This window comes from Flavobacterium sp. B330r (assembly GCF_056824325.1).
The window spans coordinates 1439034-1458570 of the sequence record NZ_CP124860.1 but is presented as its reverse complement, the minus strand read 5'-3'; the positions used below and the strand labels follow the sequence as shown (position 1 = coordinate 1458570).

The window sequence follows — 19537 nt, the reverse complement described above, 5'->3', positions numbered from 1 at the left end:
AAACAGGAAAAGCCATTCTTAATTGAATGGCTTTTTTTATTTTTATCCTATGGTAAATACTTCTTTTCTTCAAAAAATTGCCTCTATTGTAATTCAGGACTTTGCAGGCAAACTTTCTGAAATAACAATAATACTTCCTAATAAAAGGGCAAAAGTTTTTTTGATCGAAGCTCTTAAAAAAGAGACTTCAAGAACTATCATTGCTTCAGAGATTACAAGTATAGAAGATTTTGTTCAAGATGTAGCTTCAATTCGTTCGGTTGATTCGATTGAGCTTTTGTTTGAATTTTATGAAGTTTATTTATCTATTACAGAACAAAAACAACAACAATCTTTTGAGCTATTTGCAAATTGGGCAAAAACGCTTCTACAGGACTTTAATGAAATTGACAGATATCTTCTGGATCCTTCGCATGTTCTGTCTTATCTGAAAGATATTGAAGATATAAAAAGATGGGGACTGGAAGTAGATCAAAAAACAAAGCTTCTTGAAAACTACATAAATTTCTGGAAGTTACTTCCGTTGTACTACGAGTCGTTGTACAATCATTTGCTTTTTAAGTCAATTGGATATCAAGGTTTGATTTACAGAGAAGCGGTAAATAATCTTAATCATTTTTCGAATACTATTGGAAATCGTACATTTATTTTTGCCGGTTTCAATGCTTTGAATGCTGCCGAAGAAAAAATAGTACAGCATTTACTAGCTTTAGATCAAGCTAGAATTTATTGGGATGCCGACCAGGCTTTTCTAAATGATCCATATCATGATGCAGGACTTTTTTTAAGACGATTTAAAGAAAGTTGGAAACATTATAAATCAAATGTTTTTGAATGGATTGTTGATGATTTTTCACAGTCAAAAAACATTCAAATAATAGGAACTCCAAAAACAATTGGCCAAGCAAAATTGGCTGGAAGTATTATTGAGAATTTAATAGATCAACACCCTGATGCTTCGTTGGATAAAGTTGCAGTTGTGCTAGGTGAGGAAAACTTATTGGTTCCTGTTCTATACTCGCTTCCTTCATCTGTTGGGGCATTAAATATTACGATGGGATATTCTGGGAAAAATAATCCGTCGCAGATATTTGTTGCCAAATTATTTAAAATGCACACCAATGCGCTTTCTCGAAAAGGAGGCAGTTATGTTTTTTATTATAAAGACGTGCTTGATATTTTGACGCATCCTTTGGTGGAGCCCTATGCGAATGCACATAGATTGGTACGAATTATAAAAGAGAATAATTATACTTTTATTACGCATCAGAAAATTTTAGAACTTCATCCAGAGTCTTCAAATTTTTTTAATTTGTTGTTTGAAAAATGGGAAAATGGTTCTATTGCAGTTTTAAAGAATATTTCGACTTTATTGATCGCAATTAAAGATCATTTTAGCAATGATAATGAAGAAGAAAAAATTGCGAAAGCTTTTGTTTATGGCGTTTTTAAAGTAATCAATAAGCTAATAAATTATTATTCAAAACATCATCATATCGACAATATCGATACCCTGCATTCGATTTACAAACAGATTATAGATTTAGCGGAAGTATCTTTTGAGGGTGAGCCCTTACGAGGTTTACAGATCATGGGGGTTTTGGAAAGTCGTGTTTTGGACTTCGATACTGTTATTATAACTTCTATGAATGAAGGTAAATTTCCAGCTGGAAAATCGCAAAATTCATTTATTCCTTATGATGTAAAAAGAGAACTTGGCCTTCCAACTTTTAAGGAAAAGGATGCTATTTATACTTATCATTTTTATCACTTATTACAGAGGGCTAAAAATATTTATTTGATTTATAATACTGAAAATGACGGATTGGATGCTGGAGAACGAAGCCGTTTTATTACGCAACTAGAAGTCGAGAAGAAACCACAGCATAATATTACTTTTGATATTTATAATCCTGATCTTCCCAATACAGCTTACGAGCCTATTTCTGTTCCTAAGTCTGAATTGGTAATGGAGCGATTGAAGGAGATTGCTGTTAATGGTTTTTCGCCCTCAGCGTTGACTAGTTATATTCGGAATCCGATTGAGTTTTATTTTCAGAAGATTTTGAGAATTCGGGAAGTGGAAGAAGTGGAAGAAAATATTGCTTTGAATACTTTAGGAACAATTATTCACGAAACATTAAAAACGCTTTATGAGCCTTTTATTGGGAAATTTATTTTTGAGAACGATCTTTTAAATTGTTTTAAATTACTGGATGATGAAGTGCTTAAGCAGTTTAAGTTAGTTTACAAAGAAGGTGAAATCAAGAAAGGGAGAAATCTTTTGGCTTTTGAAGTCGCAAAACGAAATGTGGCTAATTTCTTGAGAATGGAATTAGAATCGGTAAAAAACAATGAAGCGATTCAGATAATTGCTTTAGAGCAGACTTTTGAACGCGAGTTTGTTCATCCAAAATTGCCGTTTCCTGTTTTAATTAAAGGAAATGTCGATCGAATTGAACGTCGAGATGGGAAAATCCGAATTATCGATTATAAGACCGGAAAAGTAGAAAAGGCTAATGTTATATTGAAATCTTGGAATGGATTAACACAAGAGCTTAAAAACGACAAAATCATTCAGGTTTTGGCTTATGCATTCATGTTTGAGAAACATGCAGGCGGACTTCCGATAGAAGTTGGAATTATATCATTTAAAAATTTAAAATCGGGTTTTTTGCCTTTTGGCTTTAAAGAAGAAAAGGATCTAGATGTTATAGTGTCACCTCAAATCTTGAATTCTTATTTGGAAGAAATTGCTAATTTGCTAGCGGAGATTTTGGATATTAATATTCCTTTTGAGGAAAAAATCTAGAACATCTTATCAGGAAATTTAGAAACATATTTGAATTTTATAAGACGACTTTGATGGTGAATTTAGCCGTTTCTGCCATTGCATTTCTTTTTGGAGGATTTAATCATTTTTTATTGATGATAGCTACACTAGGTTTTGCTTCAAGCATTGGATTTAAAGAAATATATCGCCAAAACGAATATTTGTTTTATAGGAACAATGGTCTTTCAAAAAGAAGGCTTGTGTTTTGTAGTCTTTTGCTAAATTTTGGTTTTGTATTTCTGTCTTTGATGATTTGGGTTTTAACTCAAAAAATATCTTGAAAAAGCATATTCTTGAAGTCAGCGGAATTCAAAAAAGCTTTAATAATAAATTATTGCTTTCAGATATTTATTTGAAATTGGAAACAGGTCAAATAATGGGCTTATTGGGCAGAAATGGCTCAGGAAAATCTACCTTGTTGAAAATTATATTTGGAATAGTGCCGGCTTTGGATAAAAGTATTTTTATTAACGGAATTTCAAAAAATAACGCCTCTACTTTGTTAAATGAAATTGGTTATCTACATCAAAACCAATTTATTCCAAATCATTTTTCGGTTTTGAAAACCATTTTGTTATCTGTCGATAAACAAAAAGCGCACTTTGTTTGTGAAGATGATTTTTTAAAATCTCTTTTAAATCAAAAAATTAGGGATTTGTCTTTTGGAGAATTGCGATATCTTCAAGTTAAATTAATACTTTCTAATCAGTCAAAATTTGTATTATTAGATGAGCCGTTTAGTGGTTTGTCTCCTAAAATGATAGAAATTGTAGCTTTGTTAATTAAAGAAAATTCTCAAGAAAAGGGAATAATTGTTACAGATCACAATTATAGAAGTGTTATAGAAATTGCAACAGATTTAAGAATAATGAATAATGGTAAGTTGCAGATAATCAATGAAAAAGCCGAACTTATGCAGAAAGGTTATCTGATAAATTCGGCAATTTTTTAGATGCTTTTAGCTGAATATTTTTTTGAAAAAACCTTTTTTAGATTTTTCTCCAGAAGTCGAGTTGTTAATGTGTCCGTTTTCAATACGAAATCTTCTAAACTTCTCCAGTTTTACATTTAAGTCAAAGCGTAATTCGTCAACAGTTTTCATTTTATTAAATTTTTTTGCAAATCTATAGAAAAACTTTTGTCAAATGCAATAATCTGCAAATGTTAATTTTAGAAATGAGTTTTGTTAAGCGAATTGTTATGTTTTTAGTATTATTTGCTTTTTATGTTAATTTTTTTTGCAGATTTTTTGCAAAAAAATAGGATTAATTAAGTGATAAATAAAAGTGCGTCAGTACGTTATACTACATCTTTTTTTAACAAGTGTTTATCGCGCAATTGCCAATATTAAAATATCTTTGGCGCTTCCAAAAACATGACAAATAAGAAAATGATTGATTTACAAACACTAGTAGAAGAGACTGGCGCAGAGTCTGGACTAAGTTTTAATATTGATGGAATCTTGAATGAGTCTGTTAATTTAGAGTACGACGGGAATGTTGCAGCAATGATCGGAATGATTTTAAAGATGTGCCTAGAAATGTCTGAAGACGTTAATAATGGAGATCTTAAACAAGTTATGATAAAAAATAACGACGGAATTGTTGTAGCGAGCAAAAATCAAGATGATAATTGCATCGCGTTGCTTTCTAAAGATTTAAGCAAAATGGGTCTATTGCTAAGAAAAATGGATTCTATTTTTAACAACTAATTTAAAACCAAAAATTTAATACACATGTCAGATTTTTTGCAAAATTTTCAAAACGATTTAAAAGAGAATGTTAACGGATTCATCGCTGTTTCGGTTACAGAAGTTGAAACAGGAATGTCTTACTGCTCTCTAACAGTAAAATCTGATTTTGATCCAGAATTGGCTTCGGCTTATAATTTAGAAGTCGTAAAAGCTAAATTAAATGCACTTAGAGCTTTAGGATTAAATCAAAAAATTAATGATATTTTAATTACCCTTACAGATCAGATTCATATTATTGATGTTTCTGAAGATGGAAGATATTTTATCTACTTAGCGGTAGATTCTACTAAAGCAAATCTTGGTTTAACAAGAGCGACTTTATCTAAATACAAGAAAGACATTACTTCAAAGTTATAACGATATTTTGCCCCCAAGAATGAGAAAAAGGCTATTTCAACCCTAGGTTAGAAATGGCCTTTTTTGATCCTGATTGTTTTGATTTTTATTCGAAGAAATCTAATAAAATAGTTTTTAGAGCTTCTTTGTTTTCAATCTGGCTCATATGCCCGTCTTCAAAAGAAACCAATTCTGCTGTCGTATCTTCGATTTGTGAAAGACTTTCTTCGTAATTTAAAACAGGATCTTTTTTTCCTAATATCAATAAAATCGGAAATAAATTTTTGCGAACCAGTTCTTCTCGGTCTTTTCTAATTTTCATGCCTTCCTGAGAAGCGATAATTCCTTGTAAAGGTGTTTTTAAAGCTTCCGTTTTTACTTTTTCGATTTCTTCTGCTAATCGAATTCTGTTGTTTTCGCTGAATAAATTTGCAATCGCTAAACTTACAAAATTGACATAATTTTGTTTTACAGCTTTAATGGCTCGGGTTCTGTTTAATTTTTTCTCCGCGCTGTCTTCTTTTGAAGTGGAGTTTAGTAAAACTAATTTCTGAATTTTTTCTGGGTATAATTCGGCGAAAGCCAAACCAACATAACCTCCCATTGAATGCCCGACAATTGTAGCTTTTTCAATATTCAAATGCTCTAAAACTTCATTTACAACGCCTGCATTGTCTTCCATTTTATGGACATATCCTAAACAATCAGATTCACCATGACCTAATAAGTCGATTGCTACAACGCGATATTTTTCTGAAAACAGATTATTATATTCTAACCACATTTTTTTGTTTTCAAGAAAGCCGTGAAGTAAAACTATTGTGTTTCCAATTCCAGAATCTGAGTATGATATTTTAGTATTCTTGTATAAAATCGTTTTCAAAATGAAGATTTTTTTTGTGAAAGCACAAAGTTAAGAAAGCTGAAGTAAAATATCATGATGTCTTGATTTAATTGGGAAATCTTTAAAAGAGTTATAAAATTATTTATGATAAAATAGCATTTGTGATAATGAAAATGGCCTTCATTTCTGAAAGCCATTCTAAAATTAAAATCGGTTATCGCCATCCAAAAGATTTCCTAGTCCGCCAAGAAGACTTCCTTCATCACGGCTATTTCCACCAGATCGTGGCGCCGATGCAATAATACGGTCAGCCAATCTTGAGAATGGTAACGATTGTATAAAGACTGTTCCTGGACCTTTTAAAGTGGCATAGAATAATCCTTCGCCACCAAAAATAGAATTCTTAATGCCGCCAATAAATTCAATATCATAATCTACATCTTTGGTAAAACCAATAATGCATCCAGTATCTACTTTTAAGACTTCGCCAGGAGCTAACTCTTTTTTAGCCATTGTTCCTCCAGAATGCACAAATGCCATTCCGTCTCCTTCAATTTTCTGCATAATAAAACCTTCGCCGCCAAATAAGCCGCGACCAAGTTTCTGAGAAAATTCAATTCCGACAGAAACGCCTTTGGCAGCGCATAAAAAAGAGCTTTTTTGACAGATAAATTTACCTTGAAATTGGGTTAAATCAATCGGGAGGATTTTTCCAGGATATGGTGATGCAAATGAAACTTTACTTTTGGTGTGACCCTGATTTAAAAATGCGGTCATAAACAAGCTTTCGCCCGTAAGAACTCTTTTGCCTGCATTTAAAAGTTTGCCAAACAAACCCGAACCTTGTTGTTGAGAACCGTCTCCAAATATAGTTTCCATCTGGATATTGTTTTCCATCATCATAAAACTGCCCGCTTCGGCAATTACAATTTCCTGTGGATCCAATTCTATTTCCACATACTGCATTTCTTCTCCAAAAATCTGATAATCTATTTCGTGTGCCTGCATAATTTCTTAGGTATTTGTTTTTAAAATTAGACAAAAAATGCTGTAGAATGTTACAGTGTTTAATGCACTTCGACTGTTTTTAAGAACTTTAAATGATTTTGTTATTTTAAATTAGTCTTAATTACGTGTTTATTTGCTTTAAATTCTATATTTTTGCATCGTTATAATTTTATCAGAATGTCATTAGTTAGCGATTTGACCACCAAAATATTATTTGAGACCGAAAAAGGATACAGTTACCAATGTGATTTGACCAATAGTATAGTTATTAATTTTGTTGATACTATGTCAAGTTATAAAATTCAGGATTTTTTGATTTTTCAAAGAAAGGTTAATAGTGTTGATATTCTTAACATGCTTTATGACTTATCTGATCAATCAGATGCACAGCTGATTGAAACTACCAAAAGAAATTTTTCTAGAAATCTTACTATCTGCGAAATAGTGCAGTTAAGAGATTTATTAAACGGAACAAAATTTACCCTAAACCTGCATTCTATGCTTTGCAATATGGTAAACGTCGAGCTTATTTAGATTCTTACTTAGATTAAATCCAAATTTTCAAGGGGTTACGATCGGCTTCTTTAATTTTTGTAATTTTACACGTATAAAAATTAAAGGTTATGAAAGATTTACTAAGAACACGTACTTCATTAGTTGAAGGTGTAGAAAATATATTGAATTTACAAGCAAAATTAGAAAGTGACGCTTCTAACAAATATTTAGCTATGGCTGCATGGTTGGATAGAAATGGTTATGCCAATACAGCATCGTATTTGTATAAGCAAGCCGAAGAAGAAAGAGAGCATTTTCTGAAAATTTTCAAATTCATTACAGATATGGGAGGGATTGCAATTACGCCATCGGTTCCAGAAGTGCAGCAAGAATTTGCTTCTTTTAAAGAAGTATTCGAAATTGCTTTGCAAAACGAAATTGCAGTTACTCAGGCGATCAATAAAGTAATCGCAAAATGTAGAGCTGAAAATGACTACGCTACAGAAGATTTCATGATGTGGTATGTAGCAGAACAAAGAGAAGAAGAGAAAAATGCAAGAAGAGCGTTAGAGCTTTTTGATCTAATCAATGGAAATGAAGCCGATGGTAAATTCCAACTGGATGTACAAATCTCAAAAATCGGATAATTAACCGATTTAGATAATAAAAAAAGCCCTTAATATTTTATTAAGGGCTTTCTTTTTATTTATGAGTTCATCAAAGTTTCAATCTCATCTGCTTCAACAGGAATGTTACGCATTAAGTTGAAAGGTTCTCCTTTTTCCTGAACCACAACGTTATCTTCTAAACGGATTCCGAATTTTTCTGCTGGAATATAAATTCCTGGCTCAACCGTAAAGACCATATTTGCTTTCATTGGTTCGTGAAGCAATCCGTAATCGTGCGTGTCAAGTCCTAAGTGGTGAGACGTTCCGTGCATGAAATATTTTTTGTAAGCAGGCCATTGTGGATTTTCATTCTGAACATCTGCTTTGTCAATTAAGCCTAAACCAAGTAATTCAGAAGTCATGATTTTACCCACTTCAACATGGTATTGTTTCCAAAGTGTTCCAGGCGTAAGCATTTTTGTCGCTTCGTTTTTAACTCTCAAAACAGCATTATAAACCGCTTTCTGACGATCTGTAAAACGTCCAGAAACTGGAATTGTTCTCGTCATGTCGCTAGAATAATTAGCATATTCTGCAGCAACATCCAACAAAATCAAATCTCCGTCTTTACATTGCTGGTTGTTTTCGATATAATGTAAAACATTTGCATTGTTTCCAGAAGCGATAATTGGCGTATAAGCAAAACCTTTAGAACGGTTTCTGATGAATTCGTGAGCTAATTCGGCTTCGATTTCATATTCTGTAACATTTGGTTTTACGAATCCCAATAATCTGCGGAAACCTTTTTCTGTGATATCACAAGCGTGCTGAATCAAATCGATTTCTTCGCTTTCTTTTACAGAACGAAGTCTTTGTAAAATTGGATTACTTTTTGCAACATTGTGTGCTGGATAACGCTCTTTCCACCATTTTACGAAACGAGCTTCACGAGTTTCTGTTTCAACAGTTGCGCGATAATGTTCGTTTGTATTGATGTACATCGTATCGGCATACGTCATCATTTCGTTCAAAACTTTATGAAAATCCTGTAACCAATAAACTGTTCTAACTCCAGAAACCTGAAAAGCACGTTCTTTAGTCAATTTTTCACCTTCCCAAACTGCGATATGATCGTTTGTTTCTCTCAAGAAAAGAATTTCTCTCTGACTTTCATAAGGCGCATCTGGAAACAAAAGCAAAACGCTTTCTTCTTGATCTACACCGCTCAGATAAAAAATATCTCTATGTTGCGCAAACGGTAAAGTACTATCGGCACTAACTGGGTAAATGTCGTTTGAGTTGAATACTGCAACAGAATTAGGTTTCATTTCAGCCATGAACTTTCTGCGATTTTTTACAAAAAGAGCGCTGTTTATTTGATGATATTTCATAATTATTTCGTTTTTGAACTTCGAATTTCAAAATTACTAATTTTTGAATTAGTGACGTATAGCAGATTTATTAAAGTTTTCTTATTTATTGTTTTTGCCACAAAGGCGCTAAGGCATGAAGTTTTTTAACCGCAAAGAACGCTAAGGTTTGCGCAAAGTGCGCAGGAGATTTTTGCTCGCAAAGACGCGAAGTCGCAAAGTATTTACCCAATCTTGTCATTTCGACGAAAGGAGAAATCTCCGCAAGTAACTCTACAAAGATTTGTATACTCCTAGTTTTGTCATCTCGACGAAGAAGAGATCACATTCGAAATTCTACAAAGATTGAAAAATCTTACCTACTCCCATTCATTCCAATGGCTATCGAGAGATATGTGGTTTTTAAAAGAAAAAGCATTTTATAGATTCTGGTATTTTGTATATTGGTATTCTACTATAATTTAAAATGATACATGGAAAAAGTTAATGATTTGATTTTAAACAATTTTCTGGAAATTGAAAAAGAGGCAAAAGAAATTATTGTAACCGATTTACAAGATTCGGAAAATGAAGCCTATAATTCATTTTATAATTTATGGAAAAACCAGAATAGAGAAGAACATGAAAATTTGATGATTGAGGAACTAGAGATAAATATTGAAAAATACTGGCTTGCAGAGAAATATAATAGTGATATTGGTAAAAGTTTCAATATGATTTATTTTGAACATGGAGGTTTGTATGGTGGGGAGTTAGAAGCTTTTGCCATTGATTTTGATGATTCAGATCGAAAATTATCTGAATTTGAAATCGATGAGGATCAGATGGAATATTTGGATAATATTTCTTGTCTGCCAGCTTTTATTTCTCCAACTTTATATCACTTAACTGAAAATATACAGGGAGAGGAAGATAATTTTGATGATTTTATAGATGTAAATAATATTTATAAACTATTTGAAGCTACAGCATTAATAGAAATGAATAAATTATTTAAAAGGGCAGATGAAGAAAATGTATTCGAAAAATTAAATTTGAAAAAGCCTTTTTATTTAGCTGTTGCAGAACATGATGCTGGCCCTCCTATATTAATTTATGTCATTGAATAAATTAGAAATTCTAGTTTGTTTGCTATGTAGCGAAACATAAAAAAACCGAAGCTTTGAAATTTCAAAACTTCGGTTTTTTTTCTTTTATAAAATAAATTTCTATTTATCATCAAGCAACTTCTCCAAAAGTGCCACTTTCTCTTTTTCGGCTTCAACCAATCTTTCATAAAGTTTTTCATTCTTTTCAATAACTTCCAAAAGTTTATCAAGCGGATTAAAAGTACAATTATAGTTTTTTATAGATGAAGAATCATCATTATAAGTATTCCCAATAATATTAAAAACAGCGTCCTCAGAAAAATTTTTAATAGCTTCTGTTGAAACACCCAAAGCTTCTGCAATTCTGGCTAGTTTTTCGTCATCAACGCTTTCACTTCCTTCGAGATTAGAAACAGATTGCTGACTAACACCAAGTGCAATAGCAAGCGCTTCCTGCTTCATATCTCTCAGTTCTCTAATTCGGCTAATGTTTCTGCCGATGTGTCTTGGTTTTATTGCTGTGCTCATGATTCAAAGATATTTAAAATTCTTTTACCTTTTTTGGTTTATGCAGAAAACAAGTTTGCATTTGCAAGTTCTTTTTTGTGGAGTAAAAATACAATTTTTCTGACTATCGAATTGGTTTTGAATTTAGAATTGTGTAATCTTGATATAAAATAAATGCCATGTAAATTTGGTTTAATAAGAATAAAAAATGCACAATTCAGCTTTTAAATTAGTTACTATAAAAGAAGTAAAATCTAAATATCCCTTTTTACTTGATCGAGAAGGATTTGATTATTTTGACGAATGGGACGATGAAGATTTTTTTCTTGTAGCAGATAAAGATGTGCTTTTTGATTCCAATTTTCATTTGGATATTTATGAGGATAAAATAAAGAAATGGTATTTCAATATTTTTAATCTTCCTTTTAAAACCATTGACGAATTTAGAATTGAAGGAATTTTAATTGACGGAAATGCTTTCATTAGCGGTTCTATTATAAATGCTGAAGGAGATTATGGTCCGTATGTTTTTATAAGCGGAAATGTTTTCTGTAAAAGTTTGCTTTTAGGCGGTTCGTATGTAGAAATAAACGGGAATGTTACGGCAAAAGAAGTTGTAATGACGTATTATAATCATGGTAATTTTAATTGTACAGGTTTAATTGAAGCTCCGGTTTTTATTGTAACAGATCACAATACAACATTTGCCGAAAGAAAAAATGATTTGTTTTATTATAATGATAGAGATGAAATTGATCCTAAAAATGAATGCGAATATGACGATGAAACGGGCGATGAAATTATTTCGAACGAACTCAGGAAGTTGTTAGATAATCCGTTAATTGAAACTTTTGAAGAATTGGAACGGGATTTGGCAAGAGGCGAATTTGTTTTAAAGCAAAGTAAGCCAGCTCCAAAAACCTTTGCTCATTGGGAGTTAAGAGTAAAAACAAATTACAGAGATCTGAAATTGGTTCCGCCTCAATATAAAACCAAAGAATTGTGCGAAATGGCATTAGAAAATACATTTTATGCTTTGCCTTATGTAAACGAAGAATTTATTACGCCAGAACTTTGCGAAAAACTGGTAAAAAAAGATGGTTTTGCAATTCAGGTAATTCCTGATGAATTTATCACAAAAGGCCTTTGTTTCAAAGCGGCAGAAAGAGGCACAATGTTGAGATTAATTCCAGAGGAATATTATTCGGAAGAACTAATTCTGTTAGTTTTTAAAAACGGGAAACATGAACCTGACATAAACGATGTTCCTTCTCCATTTATAACAGAAAATCTTCTTGTAGAATATGTAAAAATTGGAAAAGGGCTTTGGCTGGATAAAGCTTGCAAAGCAACTGGAATTGATAAATTACAAACTCTAAAAAAAGTAATCGATTCAGGAATTGAATATTTGGATAATATTTTTGGAAATCATTTCAGCAAAGAAACGGTTGATTATGCTTTTTCGGTTTATAAAAATCAAGAGGAGTGGAGTAAATATATTCAAAAATACAAACAGAAATTTGAACGACTTGGGTTGAATGAATATTTGTAATGAAGAATGGATGAAAGTGTAAAAATATTAAGAAGTAGAGTCTCAATTCCTTTAACCAGAGCAGTTCAGCTTCTTAAAAAGAACAATAATGATGTTATACTCTCCGAAGAAGATTTTCATAATGAAAACATTAGAGAGATTTGTGAGAAAACTGAATGTGAAGAAGAAATTGCAAAAAAAGAATATCAAATTTGTAATCGGGATGTGGTAAAAGCAATTGAAAGAATTAATCAAAAGCCAGTTGTCATAGCCACAGGAAATAATCCTGTTTCAAAAATCGGTTTTATTTTATGGCCAGAAACTGCAAAAGGAGAATTTTATAAAACTGCAAAAAGAAGTGATGTTTTTATTCAAACAGAGGATTTTAATATTGTTATAGAGACATTTAAATCAGTTTATCCGCTAAAAAATCCTTGGAATAATTTAGTTGAAAATAAATTTGATGTTTTAGGACATAATTTTTTTGATAATATAACCTGTACAGAAATTGTCAAAAAAATAAATCAGATTGAGACTGATGATGAAAAAGTCAAAATGTTTTTAAAAGAAATTATTAATTGGCTAAATGATAAATTGTTTTATGCGGACTACATTGTGGTTTACGGTAATTTATAAATTAGGAGTGATATGAACAACAAAGAAAAAATAATCCAAAATTATATCGAAGGATATAATCAATTTGATATTGACAAAATGATTGCTGATTTTGACGAATCGGTTATTTTTGAAAACATTCAAAATGGCGAAATCAACTTGACTTTGAATGGAATTGAAGAGTTTAAAGCTCAGGCTGAAAAAGGCAAAGAATATTTTTCAGCAAGAAAACAAACTATTATATCATTCATACAAGATGAAATTACAGCAATTATTGACATTGATTATTATGCTGTTTTAGCAGTAGATTTTCCAAACGGATTAAAAGCGGGTCAGGGATTAAATATGAAAGGGAAGTCGATTTTTCAATTCTCGGACAATAAGATTGTAAAGCTGACAGATATTAGTTAGAGTTATGAATCTAAAAGTAAACATTAGAAAAGTAGAAAATCACGACTTAGACTTCGTCTACAAAGCAATTTGCGAACTCGAAAATGAAATTTTAGATTTTAAAATGTTCGAAACAATATTCAATGAAAACATCTCAAACCCAAAAAATCTTTATCTAATCGCCGAAAACGAAAATGAAGGTCTAGGTTTTATTAGCTTTCATACCCAAAATCTTTTGCATCATTGTGGATTAGTTGGTGAGATCCAGGAGTTTTTTATTCATCAAAAATATCGTTGTCAAGGCGTTGGAAGATTGTTAATAAATGAGATTTTAGATTTTGCTCAGAAAAATAATTTAAAAAGTATTGAAGTGACGACAAATAAGAAACGAGTAGAAAATGTGGCGATTTATGAGAATCTTGGTTTTACTTTGAGTCATAATAAGTTTACGATTTATAAATAAGTAAAGAATTATCAGTCTAGTTTGTCATTTCGACCGAAGGGAGAAATCTTCGCGAGAAGCTCGACAAAGATTGGCTTGTTGGAACGGAGTTACTTGCGAAGATTTCTCCCTTCGGTCGAAATTGTAAAAGTCACTTATTTCGGTAACGGATTTATCATTTCGATTGGCTTTTTTCCATCAATTCCCTGATGTGGCCTTTCGTGATTATAGTAATATAAATATTGTAATAATTCTTCTTTTAGCTCTTCCAAAGAATCAAAATCAGTTTCTCTAAGCAGATCATCTTCAAGAGTTCTCCAGAAGCGTTCAACCTTTCCGTTTGTCTGTGGTCTGTAAGGTTTGGTGTGTCTATGGATAATCCCTAATTCCATAAGCATTCTCTCAAAAGGATGGTTATATTTCTGCTGGCTGGTTTTGATTCCAAATTCAGGCCCATTGTCAGATAAAATCTCTTCAAATTTTATTTCATAATGATCACTTAAGATGTTTAAGCATTTTAATGCTGCAAACATAACTGTTAAACTAGTAATGTCGGGAATTAATTCCGCCCAGGCAATCCTACTGTAATCATCAATTATGCACACTAGGTACAATCTTCGATTCTCTCCTTTTATGATGCTCTTGCTTAAGTGATGACAATCAATGTGACCAAGCTGACCCATTCTTTCCTTGATTATTTTTTGATGATTCTTTTTAATCTTCGGAGTTAGCCTATTTATATTATTGCGTTTTAAAATATTATAAACTCCAGAATATGAAGGAGTGCTCCTTCCTAATTTGGGCTTTAAGATACTAACAATTTCATATTTGTTGTTTCCTTTTTCTCTTAATTCAATTACTTTTCGCTCTATAAATGGCACAGGACGTCTTGTCTTGTATTTTGGACCTCGCTTTTGAGGCAGTAGATCTAAAGACTTACCGCTCTGCTTATAGCGGTTATAATACTTTAAGAAACTTTTTCTGCAGGTGTCATTTGCCTTATAAAATTCCATAGCCTTTTTATGCACTGGATGCGTCTTGTTTTTTACCTGCTCATATTCTTTTATCAAAAAACGATACTTCTCTAAATAGTTTCTTTCTAGTGTTGAATCATGACTGTTATTTCTCATCGCAACAAAATTTATTAAAGGTAAATTTTGTTACCGAAATATCTAACCTTTACAGAAATGACAAGATTGTGAAAAAAAAACAGTAGAATGTATAAACTAAATCCATCAATAAAGCATCATTTAGTAATTGCCATTCTAATAAGTTTATGGCTTTTTGTTTTTGCTTTCATTATAAGGCCCTTTGACGACGGAACTATAAATTTCAGAGCGTGGTTTTTAATCAGTTTTGGGTTTAGTGTTATGGCTTTTTTATGTTATTGTCTTTTAGCTGTTATTCAAAAAAACTTTTACAAAAGAATAGGGAAGTGGAATATTAGTTTAGAAATAATAGCCATTTTTCTGTTTCATGGATTGTATTTAATTGGAGTTTTTGCCTTTTATAAAAGCCCAATTTTAAATGGCGGATATACTTTTTTAGAATTCTTTTCTGTAATCTTTATAAAAGTCGCTCTAATCATAACTCCTGTGATTATTCTCGCACGAAGATATTTAATCAAACTCATTCTAATAAAAGATGATGTTTTAATATTTAAAGGCGAAAACAGATTAGACATTCTAAAAATCAATAAATCCGATTTAGTCTGTATTTCGAATGCGCAGAATTATGTTGAGATTTTTTATCTGGAAAATGAGAAACTTCATTCGAAACTTATTCGATCTTCGCTCAAAAAAGTTCAGGACGATTTTGGTTTTTTAGTGCAAATTCATCGTTCGCATTTAATAAATCCGTCGCATTTTAAATCTTGGCGAAATTCAAACACCATTATTTTGACTCAAATAGAACTTCCAGTTTCCAGAAATTATAAAGATGTTTTATTGGCATTGTAATTTTGTACCTAAAACAATGCATTTCGTGCCTAAGTCAGTAGAATAAGGCTTTCAGGTGAATTTTCATTTTAGTTTTGCTTCATCAATTTTAAAAATAAATTATGAAAACAAAACATCTTTGCCTGCTTGGACTATTATTTTTCCTGATCAGTTATTTATTCTTTGCTAAAATTTTACCCAATTTTCAAAAACCAATTGATCTCGCACATTGGTTTAATTTAATCGGCGCTTGTTTGTTATTGTCATTTAATGACGTTTTTCCGAAATTCACTTTGAGTTTTTTTGCTTCAATTGTAACAGCTTTTGGAGTTGTCGCACACATTGGACTTTGTACAATTGATTTTGTAATGTCGAGTTACGGAAATAATGAAATGGCAAAAGAAGCACTAAGCCATCAAATAAGTAATTCACCAGAAATTTTCTATCCTTTTATTGCAATTGGGCCTTCATTACTTTTTATTGGTTTAACGATGCATGCTTTGCGTTTTATTAAAACACATTTTGTTATTGTTTTAATGATTATTTTGAGTTCAGCATCAATTGGATTTTCATTTTTTGTTTTGAAAGATGGAATTTATATGTTTTTGAGTTGTCTGGTTTTTGTTTTCGGATTGGGATTTTTGCTTTTTGAGAAGAAAAAGTTATTGTGAAAGACTAAATATTAAACATAGGATTTGTATATTGTCTTTATTTTATGAAAATTATGAATAAACGTTCAATTGCTGTCTTTTTTATGTTGCCTTTAATAGGAATGCTTTCTTGTAATTCAAATAAAAAAGAAGAGAATAAGGATTTGCAGTGGGACGATATTGAAATTCAGACTAAAAATCAAAAAATAGTTATTTATAAAAAAAGTGATACAGCAACTTTTGATGAGGCGATTTACGAAAAAGTGAAGCGTAAGGGCTATTCATCCGCTTATAAATTAGATACGATTCAAAAGAAAATATTTGTAATGACTGTTTCAGAACGAGATAGTGTTTACAAATACGCACACCGAATAATATCTAAGCCTGTTTTTACTGATGTAATGGCAACTTGTTATGCAGGATATGTTTTGGTAAAAATAAGAGATAGACGAACCACTTTAATGTGTGAATACGAATCAGTAGGAGAATGGTCAACGGTCAATAATGATACAAAGAAATTACATGATTTGTTAAAAACAAAAATCGATATTGCAAAACAGTAATATTTTTGATTATTGAAGTAAGCAAGTAATTTATAAATTGATAAAAGTAAATTGAAAAAACATATAAAATACTTAATCGCACTCTTTCTGACTTTTGTCGTGATTGCGGGCGATGGTACTTTAAATTCTCAATCTAAATCGGCAGAGTATTACGAGTCTTCGTTTGTAGTTTTAAAAAGAGAATTAAATTTTAAAAGCTCTCGTTTTTATAAATTCGGACAAGCTGTTTCTTGGAATGAAATAAGATTTTCAATTGTTTTGAATTTTCTCAAAACCAAAAATGTCTTTACTTTCCAAATCAAGAAATTGTTGAAACTTCAAAACCTGCTTTATCAAAACCTAACTTCATTTATAAAACAATGTGTTTTTATAAATGAAATAATCACTTCAAAAGACTTCGGTAAAAGTTTATACAGCGCTTAAAGAAATTTATTTCTGAGCATAGATGATTCAATAATGTCTAATCATTTATCATTTTCAAAATGTATAAACAAAATAAAAATTCTCGCTTGGAGCAATCTAGGCGACCGCTTCTTAATTGGATAAAAAGAAAATTTATAATCGTAATTACAGCCTTTATGCTAGGAATGGCAAACGGAATGCATACGGAAGATACCAGAATTAAAGGAAACCAAAATTATACTGAACAGCATAAAAAAGATTGATTTTTTAATTAGAAAATATGTCAATGAGATAATTAGAGAATTTCTTGTTGGAATTTAAATAATTAATCGGTTTAAATTTTAGCCGTGACCTTTGTCAAAGTTTTAAACTTTGACAAAGTTTTTTTTGCGCAATCTTGTCATTTCGACGAAGGAGAAATCTTCGCAAGTAACTCCGCAACGAAAATCAATCTTTGTAGAGCTACTAACTTGTCCTTCGACTTCGCTCAGGATGACAAACGGTATGGTATAAAAACAAAAAACCGAAGCAAGTGCTTCGGTTTTTATTTGGAATTTGGAATTTCAAATATTGGAATTTAATCCACCCATTTATAATATCTCGCTCCAATCAAAACAGGAATTTCTTTTTCGATTCTGTCTAAAACCCATTCGTTTTTAGGAGTTCTTACGCTTTGTTTTTGTTCTTTTTTATGAAGACTTTCGTAAGTATTGAAATCAATTTCAACGCTTTCAGCTAAATTTTTAAAAAGCTTTACATTCTCCAAAGCCGATTTCCATTCTGGCTGGATCGTTCCTTCAAAAACTTTCGATTTCGATCCGCTTCCGTAAGCTAAGAAACCGAATTTAGTTCCGGCAACTTCTTTGTTTGTATCATAAAAATGAGCCAAAGTCGATAACAATCCCATAAAGATAGAACCAGTGTAAAGATTTCCAATTAATGATGAAGCCAATTCGGCAGGTTGTAATTTCTCTGTTACAAAACTTCTGTAATCATCAGATTTTGATACGTCCTTAATTTTTGTCTGATAATCTGCTGGCGCAATATCATCGGCAATAATTTTTTCGGCACTATCTAAAGCGTAGATTTCAGATAACATTCTTCTTCCTTGGAAAGAATATGGCAAGTGCATTACAATACTATGCCAAGTGTTATATAACGTTTCGGTTGTGTTTTTTAATTTTTTGAATGAAAAGTAAGCATTTCGCGTACGATCCATATAACATTGATTTGAATATTGGCCGTCAAAAACTGGCTGATCTTTATGAATTTCAATTTCAGCTTCTAAATTATCAAACCAAGAATCGTTGTTGGAGTTTTTGGTGATTTCTTCTTTAGCAATCGTTCTATATGGTTTAAAGAAGTCGAAAACACCTTTTGTGCTTGTTGCCCAATTATCATCAAAAGCAATAATTTTCGGATCTGCAGTAATCAGCATTGCCACCGCTCCAGCACCTTGTGTGTATTCCCCTCCAGAATTTAAATCGTATTTTGCAAAATCAGACGTAACTACAATTGCTTTTTTATTTGGATTTAATTTTACAAAATCAAGACAGTTTTGCAAAGCGTCTACACCGCCAATACAAGCAAAAGTAAAATCCACAACATCGCATTCTGATAATGAATCTTCACCAAATTTCTGCTCCATTAAACTAATTAGATAAGAAGCAATGGGTTTAGAACTGTCAATGCCGCTTTCGGTACCAACATAGATTCGACTGATTTCTTTTAAGTCAATTTTATTATCAATGATAAGTTTTGTTAAAGCATTTGCTCCAAAAACAACCGCATCCTGATGTGCGTCTGGGAAAGTCATTTTTATTAGACCAAGACCTTTTTCTAGTTTATCGGGTTCAATATTTCTGGCAACAGCCAAAGTTTTTATGGGTAAATGTATGTTTGCTACGTCAAATGAAATAGCATCAATTCCTGTTTTCATTCTTATTTTTTTGAGCCGCTAAAGGTAAAACTATGTTGTGGAATGACAATTTTTTACTTTGATAAAATTTTGATGACCCTACACTTTTGAAGAAAACAAATCAAAACTTCCAATAAAATAATAATATCATAAATTTTTGGTAATCTACTTAGAGTCGAAATCCTTGATTCTGTTTTACAAAACAATGATTTGAGGTTTTCTATAGTGAATTATTTTTTATCAGTTT

At 31.5% G+C, this 19537-nt stretch carries 22 protein-coding genes; 15 read left to right on the top strand and 7 right to left on the bottom strand.

Annotated elements, in window-relative coordinates; genetic code table 11:
• The first annotated feature begins 49 nt into the window (after positions 1–49).
• Positions 50–2812 carry a PD-(D/E)XK nuclease family protein gene (locus QLQ95_RS06785; protein WP_482503147.1) on the top strand — a complete coding sequence of 921 codons (2763 nt, stop codon included), beginning with the start codon at positions 50–52 and terminating at the stop codon, positions 2810–2812.
• 298 nt (positions 2813–3110) lie between these two features.
• Positions 3111–3785: an ATP-binding cassette domain-containing protein gene (locus QLQ95_RS06780; RefSeq protein ID WP_482503145.1), complete on the top strand. Its 675-nt coding sequence runs from the start codon at positions 3111–3113 to the stop codon at positions 3783–3785.
• 6 nt (positions 3786–3791) lie between these two features.
• Here QLQ95_RS06780 and QLQ95_RS06775 read toward each other — a convergent pair whose 3' ends face one another.
• Positions 3792–3935, bottom strand: coding sequence for a hypothetical protein (locus QLQ95_RS06775; RefSeq protein ID WP_248728558.1), 144 nt, complete (start codon positions 3933–3935; stop codon positions 3792–3794).
• A gap of 273 nt (positions 3936–4208) precedes the next feature.
• On the opposite strand from QLQ95_RS06775, the gene QLQ95_RS06770 reads away from it, so the two are divergent.
• On the top strand, positions 4209–4544 hold the full coding sequence (locus QLQ95_RS06770) for a roadblock/LC7 domain-containing protein (RefSeq protein WP_250834922.1): 336 nt from the start codon (positions 4209–4211) through the stop codon (positions 4542–4544).
• A gap of 24 nt (positions 4545–4568) precedes the next feature.
• Positions 4569–4943 (top strand): hypothetical protein, encoded by a 375-nt coding sequence (locus QLQ95_RS06765; protein WP_095928390.1) that lies wholly within the window; start codon positions 4569–4571, stop codon positions 4941–4943.
• A gap of 85 nt (positions 4944–5028) precedes the next feature.
• Here QLQ95_RS06765 and QLQ95_RS06760 read toward each other — a convergent pair whose 3' ends face one another.
• Together QLQ95_RS06760 and QLQ95_RS06755 are read right to left on the bottom strand one after the other, a co-directional pair.
• Positions 5029–5805 (bottom strand): alpha/beta fold hydrolase, encoded by a 777-nt coding sequence (locus tag QLQ95_RS06760; RefSeq protein ID WP_320494276.1) that lies wholly within the window; start codon positions 5803–5805, stop codon positions 5029–5031.
• A gap of 165 nt (positions 5806–5970) precedes the next feature.
• Positions 5971–6774, bottom strand: coding sequence for a TIGR00266 family protein (locus QLQ95_RS06755; RefSeq protein WP_248728555.1), 804 nt, complete (start codon positions 6772–6774; stop codon positions 5971–5973).
• Positions 6775–6951: 177 nt separating this feature from the next.
• On the opposite strand from QLQ95_RS06755, the gene QLQ95_RS06750 reads away from it, so the two are divergent.
• Together QLQ95_RS06750 and QLQ95_RS06745 are read left to right on the top strand one after the other, a co-directional pair.
• A complete protein-coding gene (locus tag QLQ95_RS06750; protein ID WP_320494274.1) occupies positions 6952–7308 on the top strand; it encodes a hypothetical protein in 357 nt (118 codons plus the stop codon).
• An 89-nt stretch (positions 7309–7397) separates the two neighbouring features.
• Entirely contained in the window at positions 7398–7916 is a 519-nt protein-coding gene (locus tag QLQ95_RS06745; protein ID WP_095928386.1) for a ferritin, read from the top strand.
• Positions 7917–7975: 59 nt separating this feature from the next.
• Here QLQ95_RS06745 and QLQ95_RS06740 read toward each other — a convergent pair whose 3' ends face one another.
• Positions 7976–9268 carry an aminopeptidase P family protein gene (locus tag QLQ95_RS06740; protein WP_482503142.1) on the bottom strand — a complete coding sequence of 431 codons (1293 nt, stop codon included), beginning with the start codon at positions 9266–9268 and terminating at the stop codon, positions 7976–7978.
• A gap of 452 nt (positions 9269–9720) precedes the next feature.
• Here QLQ95_RS06740 and QLQ95_RS06735 point away from each other — a divergent pair, with 452 nt between their 5' ends.
• Positions 9721–10356, top strand: coding sequence for a hypothetical protein (locus QLQ95_RS06735; RefSeq protein ID WP_482503140.1), 636 nt, complete (start codon positions 9721–9723; stop codon positions 10354–10356).
• Between the two features lie 99 nt (positions 10357–10455).
• Here QLQ95_RS06735 and QLQ95_RS06730 read toward each other — a convergent pair whose 3' ends face one another.
• Positions 10456–10863: a helix-turn-helix domain-containing protein gene (locus QLQ95_RS06730; protein ID WP_095928383.1), complete on the bottom strand. Its 408-nt coding sequence runs from the start codon at positions 10861–10863 to the stop codon at positions 10456–10458.
• Between the two features lie 187 nt (positions 10864–11050).
• Between QLQ95_RS06730 and QLQ95_RS06725 the strand changes: the two genes are divergently transcribed.
• Genes QLQ95_RS06725 through QLQ95_RS06710 form a run of 4 tightly spaced genes read left to right on the top strand, consistent with a single transcriptional unit; the run spans position 11051 to position 13841 of the window.
• Positions 11051–12394 carry a polymer-forming cytoskeletal protein gene (locus QLQ95_RS06725; RefSeq protein ID WP_428237695.1) on the top strand — a complete coding sequence of 448 codons (1344 nt, stop codon included), beginning with the start codon at positions 11051–11053 and terminating at the stop codon, positions 12392–12394.
• A gap of 6 nt (positions 12395–12400) precedes the next feature.
• Positions 12401–13009, top strand: coding sequence for a hypothetical protein (locus tag QLQ95_RS06720; protein ID WP_428237696.1), 609 nt, complete (start codon positions 12401–12403; stop codon positions 13007–13009).
• 12 nt (positions 13010–13021) lie between these two features.
• On the top strand, positions 13022–13399 hold the full coding sequence (locus QLQ95_RS06715) for a nuclear transport factor 2 family protein (RefSeq protein ID WP_428237697.1): 378 nt from the start codon (positions 13022–13024) through the stop codon (positions 13397–13399).
• A 4-nt stretch (positions 13400–13403) separates the two neighbouring features.
• Entirely contained in the window at positions 13404–13841 is a 438-nt protein-coding gene (locus QLQ95_RS06710; protein WP_428237698.1) for a GNAT family N-acetyltransferase, read from the top strand.
• A gap of 134 nt (positions 13842–13975) precedes the next feature.
• Here QLQ95_RS06710 and QLQ95_RS06705 read toward each other — a convergent pair whose 3' ends face one another.
• Positions 13976–14950 carry an integrase core domain-containing protein gene (locus QLQ95_RS06705; RefSeq protein ID WP_320493490.1) on the bottom strand — a complete coding sequence of 325 codons (975 nt, stop codon included), beginning with the start codon at positions 14948–14950 and terminating at the stop codon, positions 13976–13978.
• 87 nt (positions 14951–15037) lie between these two features.
• Here QLQ95_RS06705 and QLQ95_RS06700 point away from each other — a divergent pair, with 87 nt between their 5' ends.
• From QLQ95_RS06700 to QLQ95_RS06685, 4 genes are all read left to right on the top strand, one after another.
• Positions 15038–15778: a LytTR family transcriptional regulator DNA-binding domain-containing protein gene (locus QLQ95_RS06700; RefSeq protein WP_482503138.1), complete on the top strand. Its 741-nt coding sequence runs from the start codon at positions 15038–15040 to the stop codon at positions 15776–15778.
• Positions 15779–15879: 101 nt separating this feature from the next.
• Positions 15880–16428 (top strand): hypothetical protein, encoded by a 549-nt coding sequence (locus tag QLQ95_RS06695; protein ID WP_428237700.1) that lies wholly within the window; start codon positions 15880–15882, stop codon positions 16426–16428.
• 53 nt (positions 16429–16481) lie between these two features.
• Positions 16482–16970, top strand: a complete 489-nt coding sequence (locus QLQ95_RS06690) for a hypothetical protein (protein WP_482503136.1) — start codon at positions 16482–16484, stop codon at positions 16968–16970.
• Between the two features lie 51 nt (positions 16971–17021).
• Positions 17022–17393, top strand: a complete 372-nt coding sequence (locus tag QLQ95_RS06685; RefSeq protein WP_141248116.1) for a hypothetical protein — start codon at positions 17022–17024, stop codon at positions 17391–17393.
• Positions 17394–17949: 556 nt separating this feature from the next.
• Here QLQ95_RS06685 and QLQ95_RS06680 read toward each other — a convergent pair.
• Entirely contained in the window at positions 17950–19311 is a 1362-nt protein-coding gene (locus tag QLQ95_RS06680) for a hydroxymethylglutaryl-CoA synthase family protein (RefSeq protein ID WP_482503134.1), read from the bottom strand.
• Positions 19312–19537: the final 226 nt, after the last annotated feature.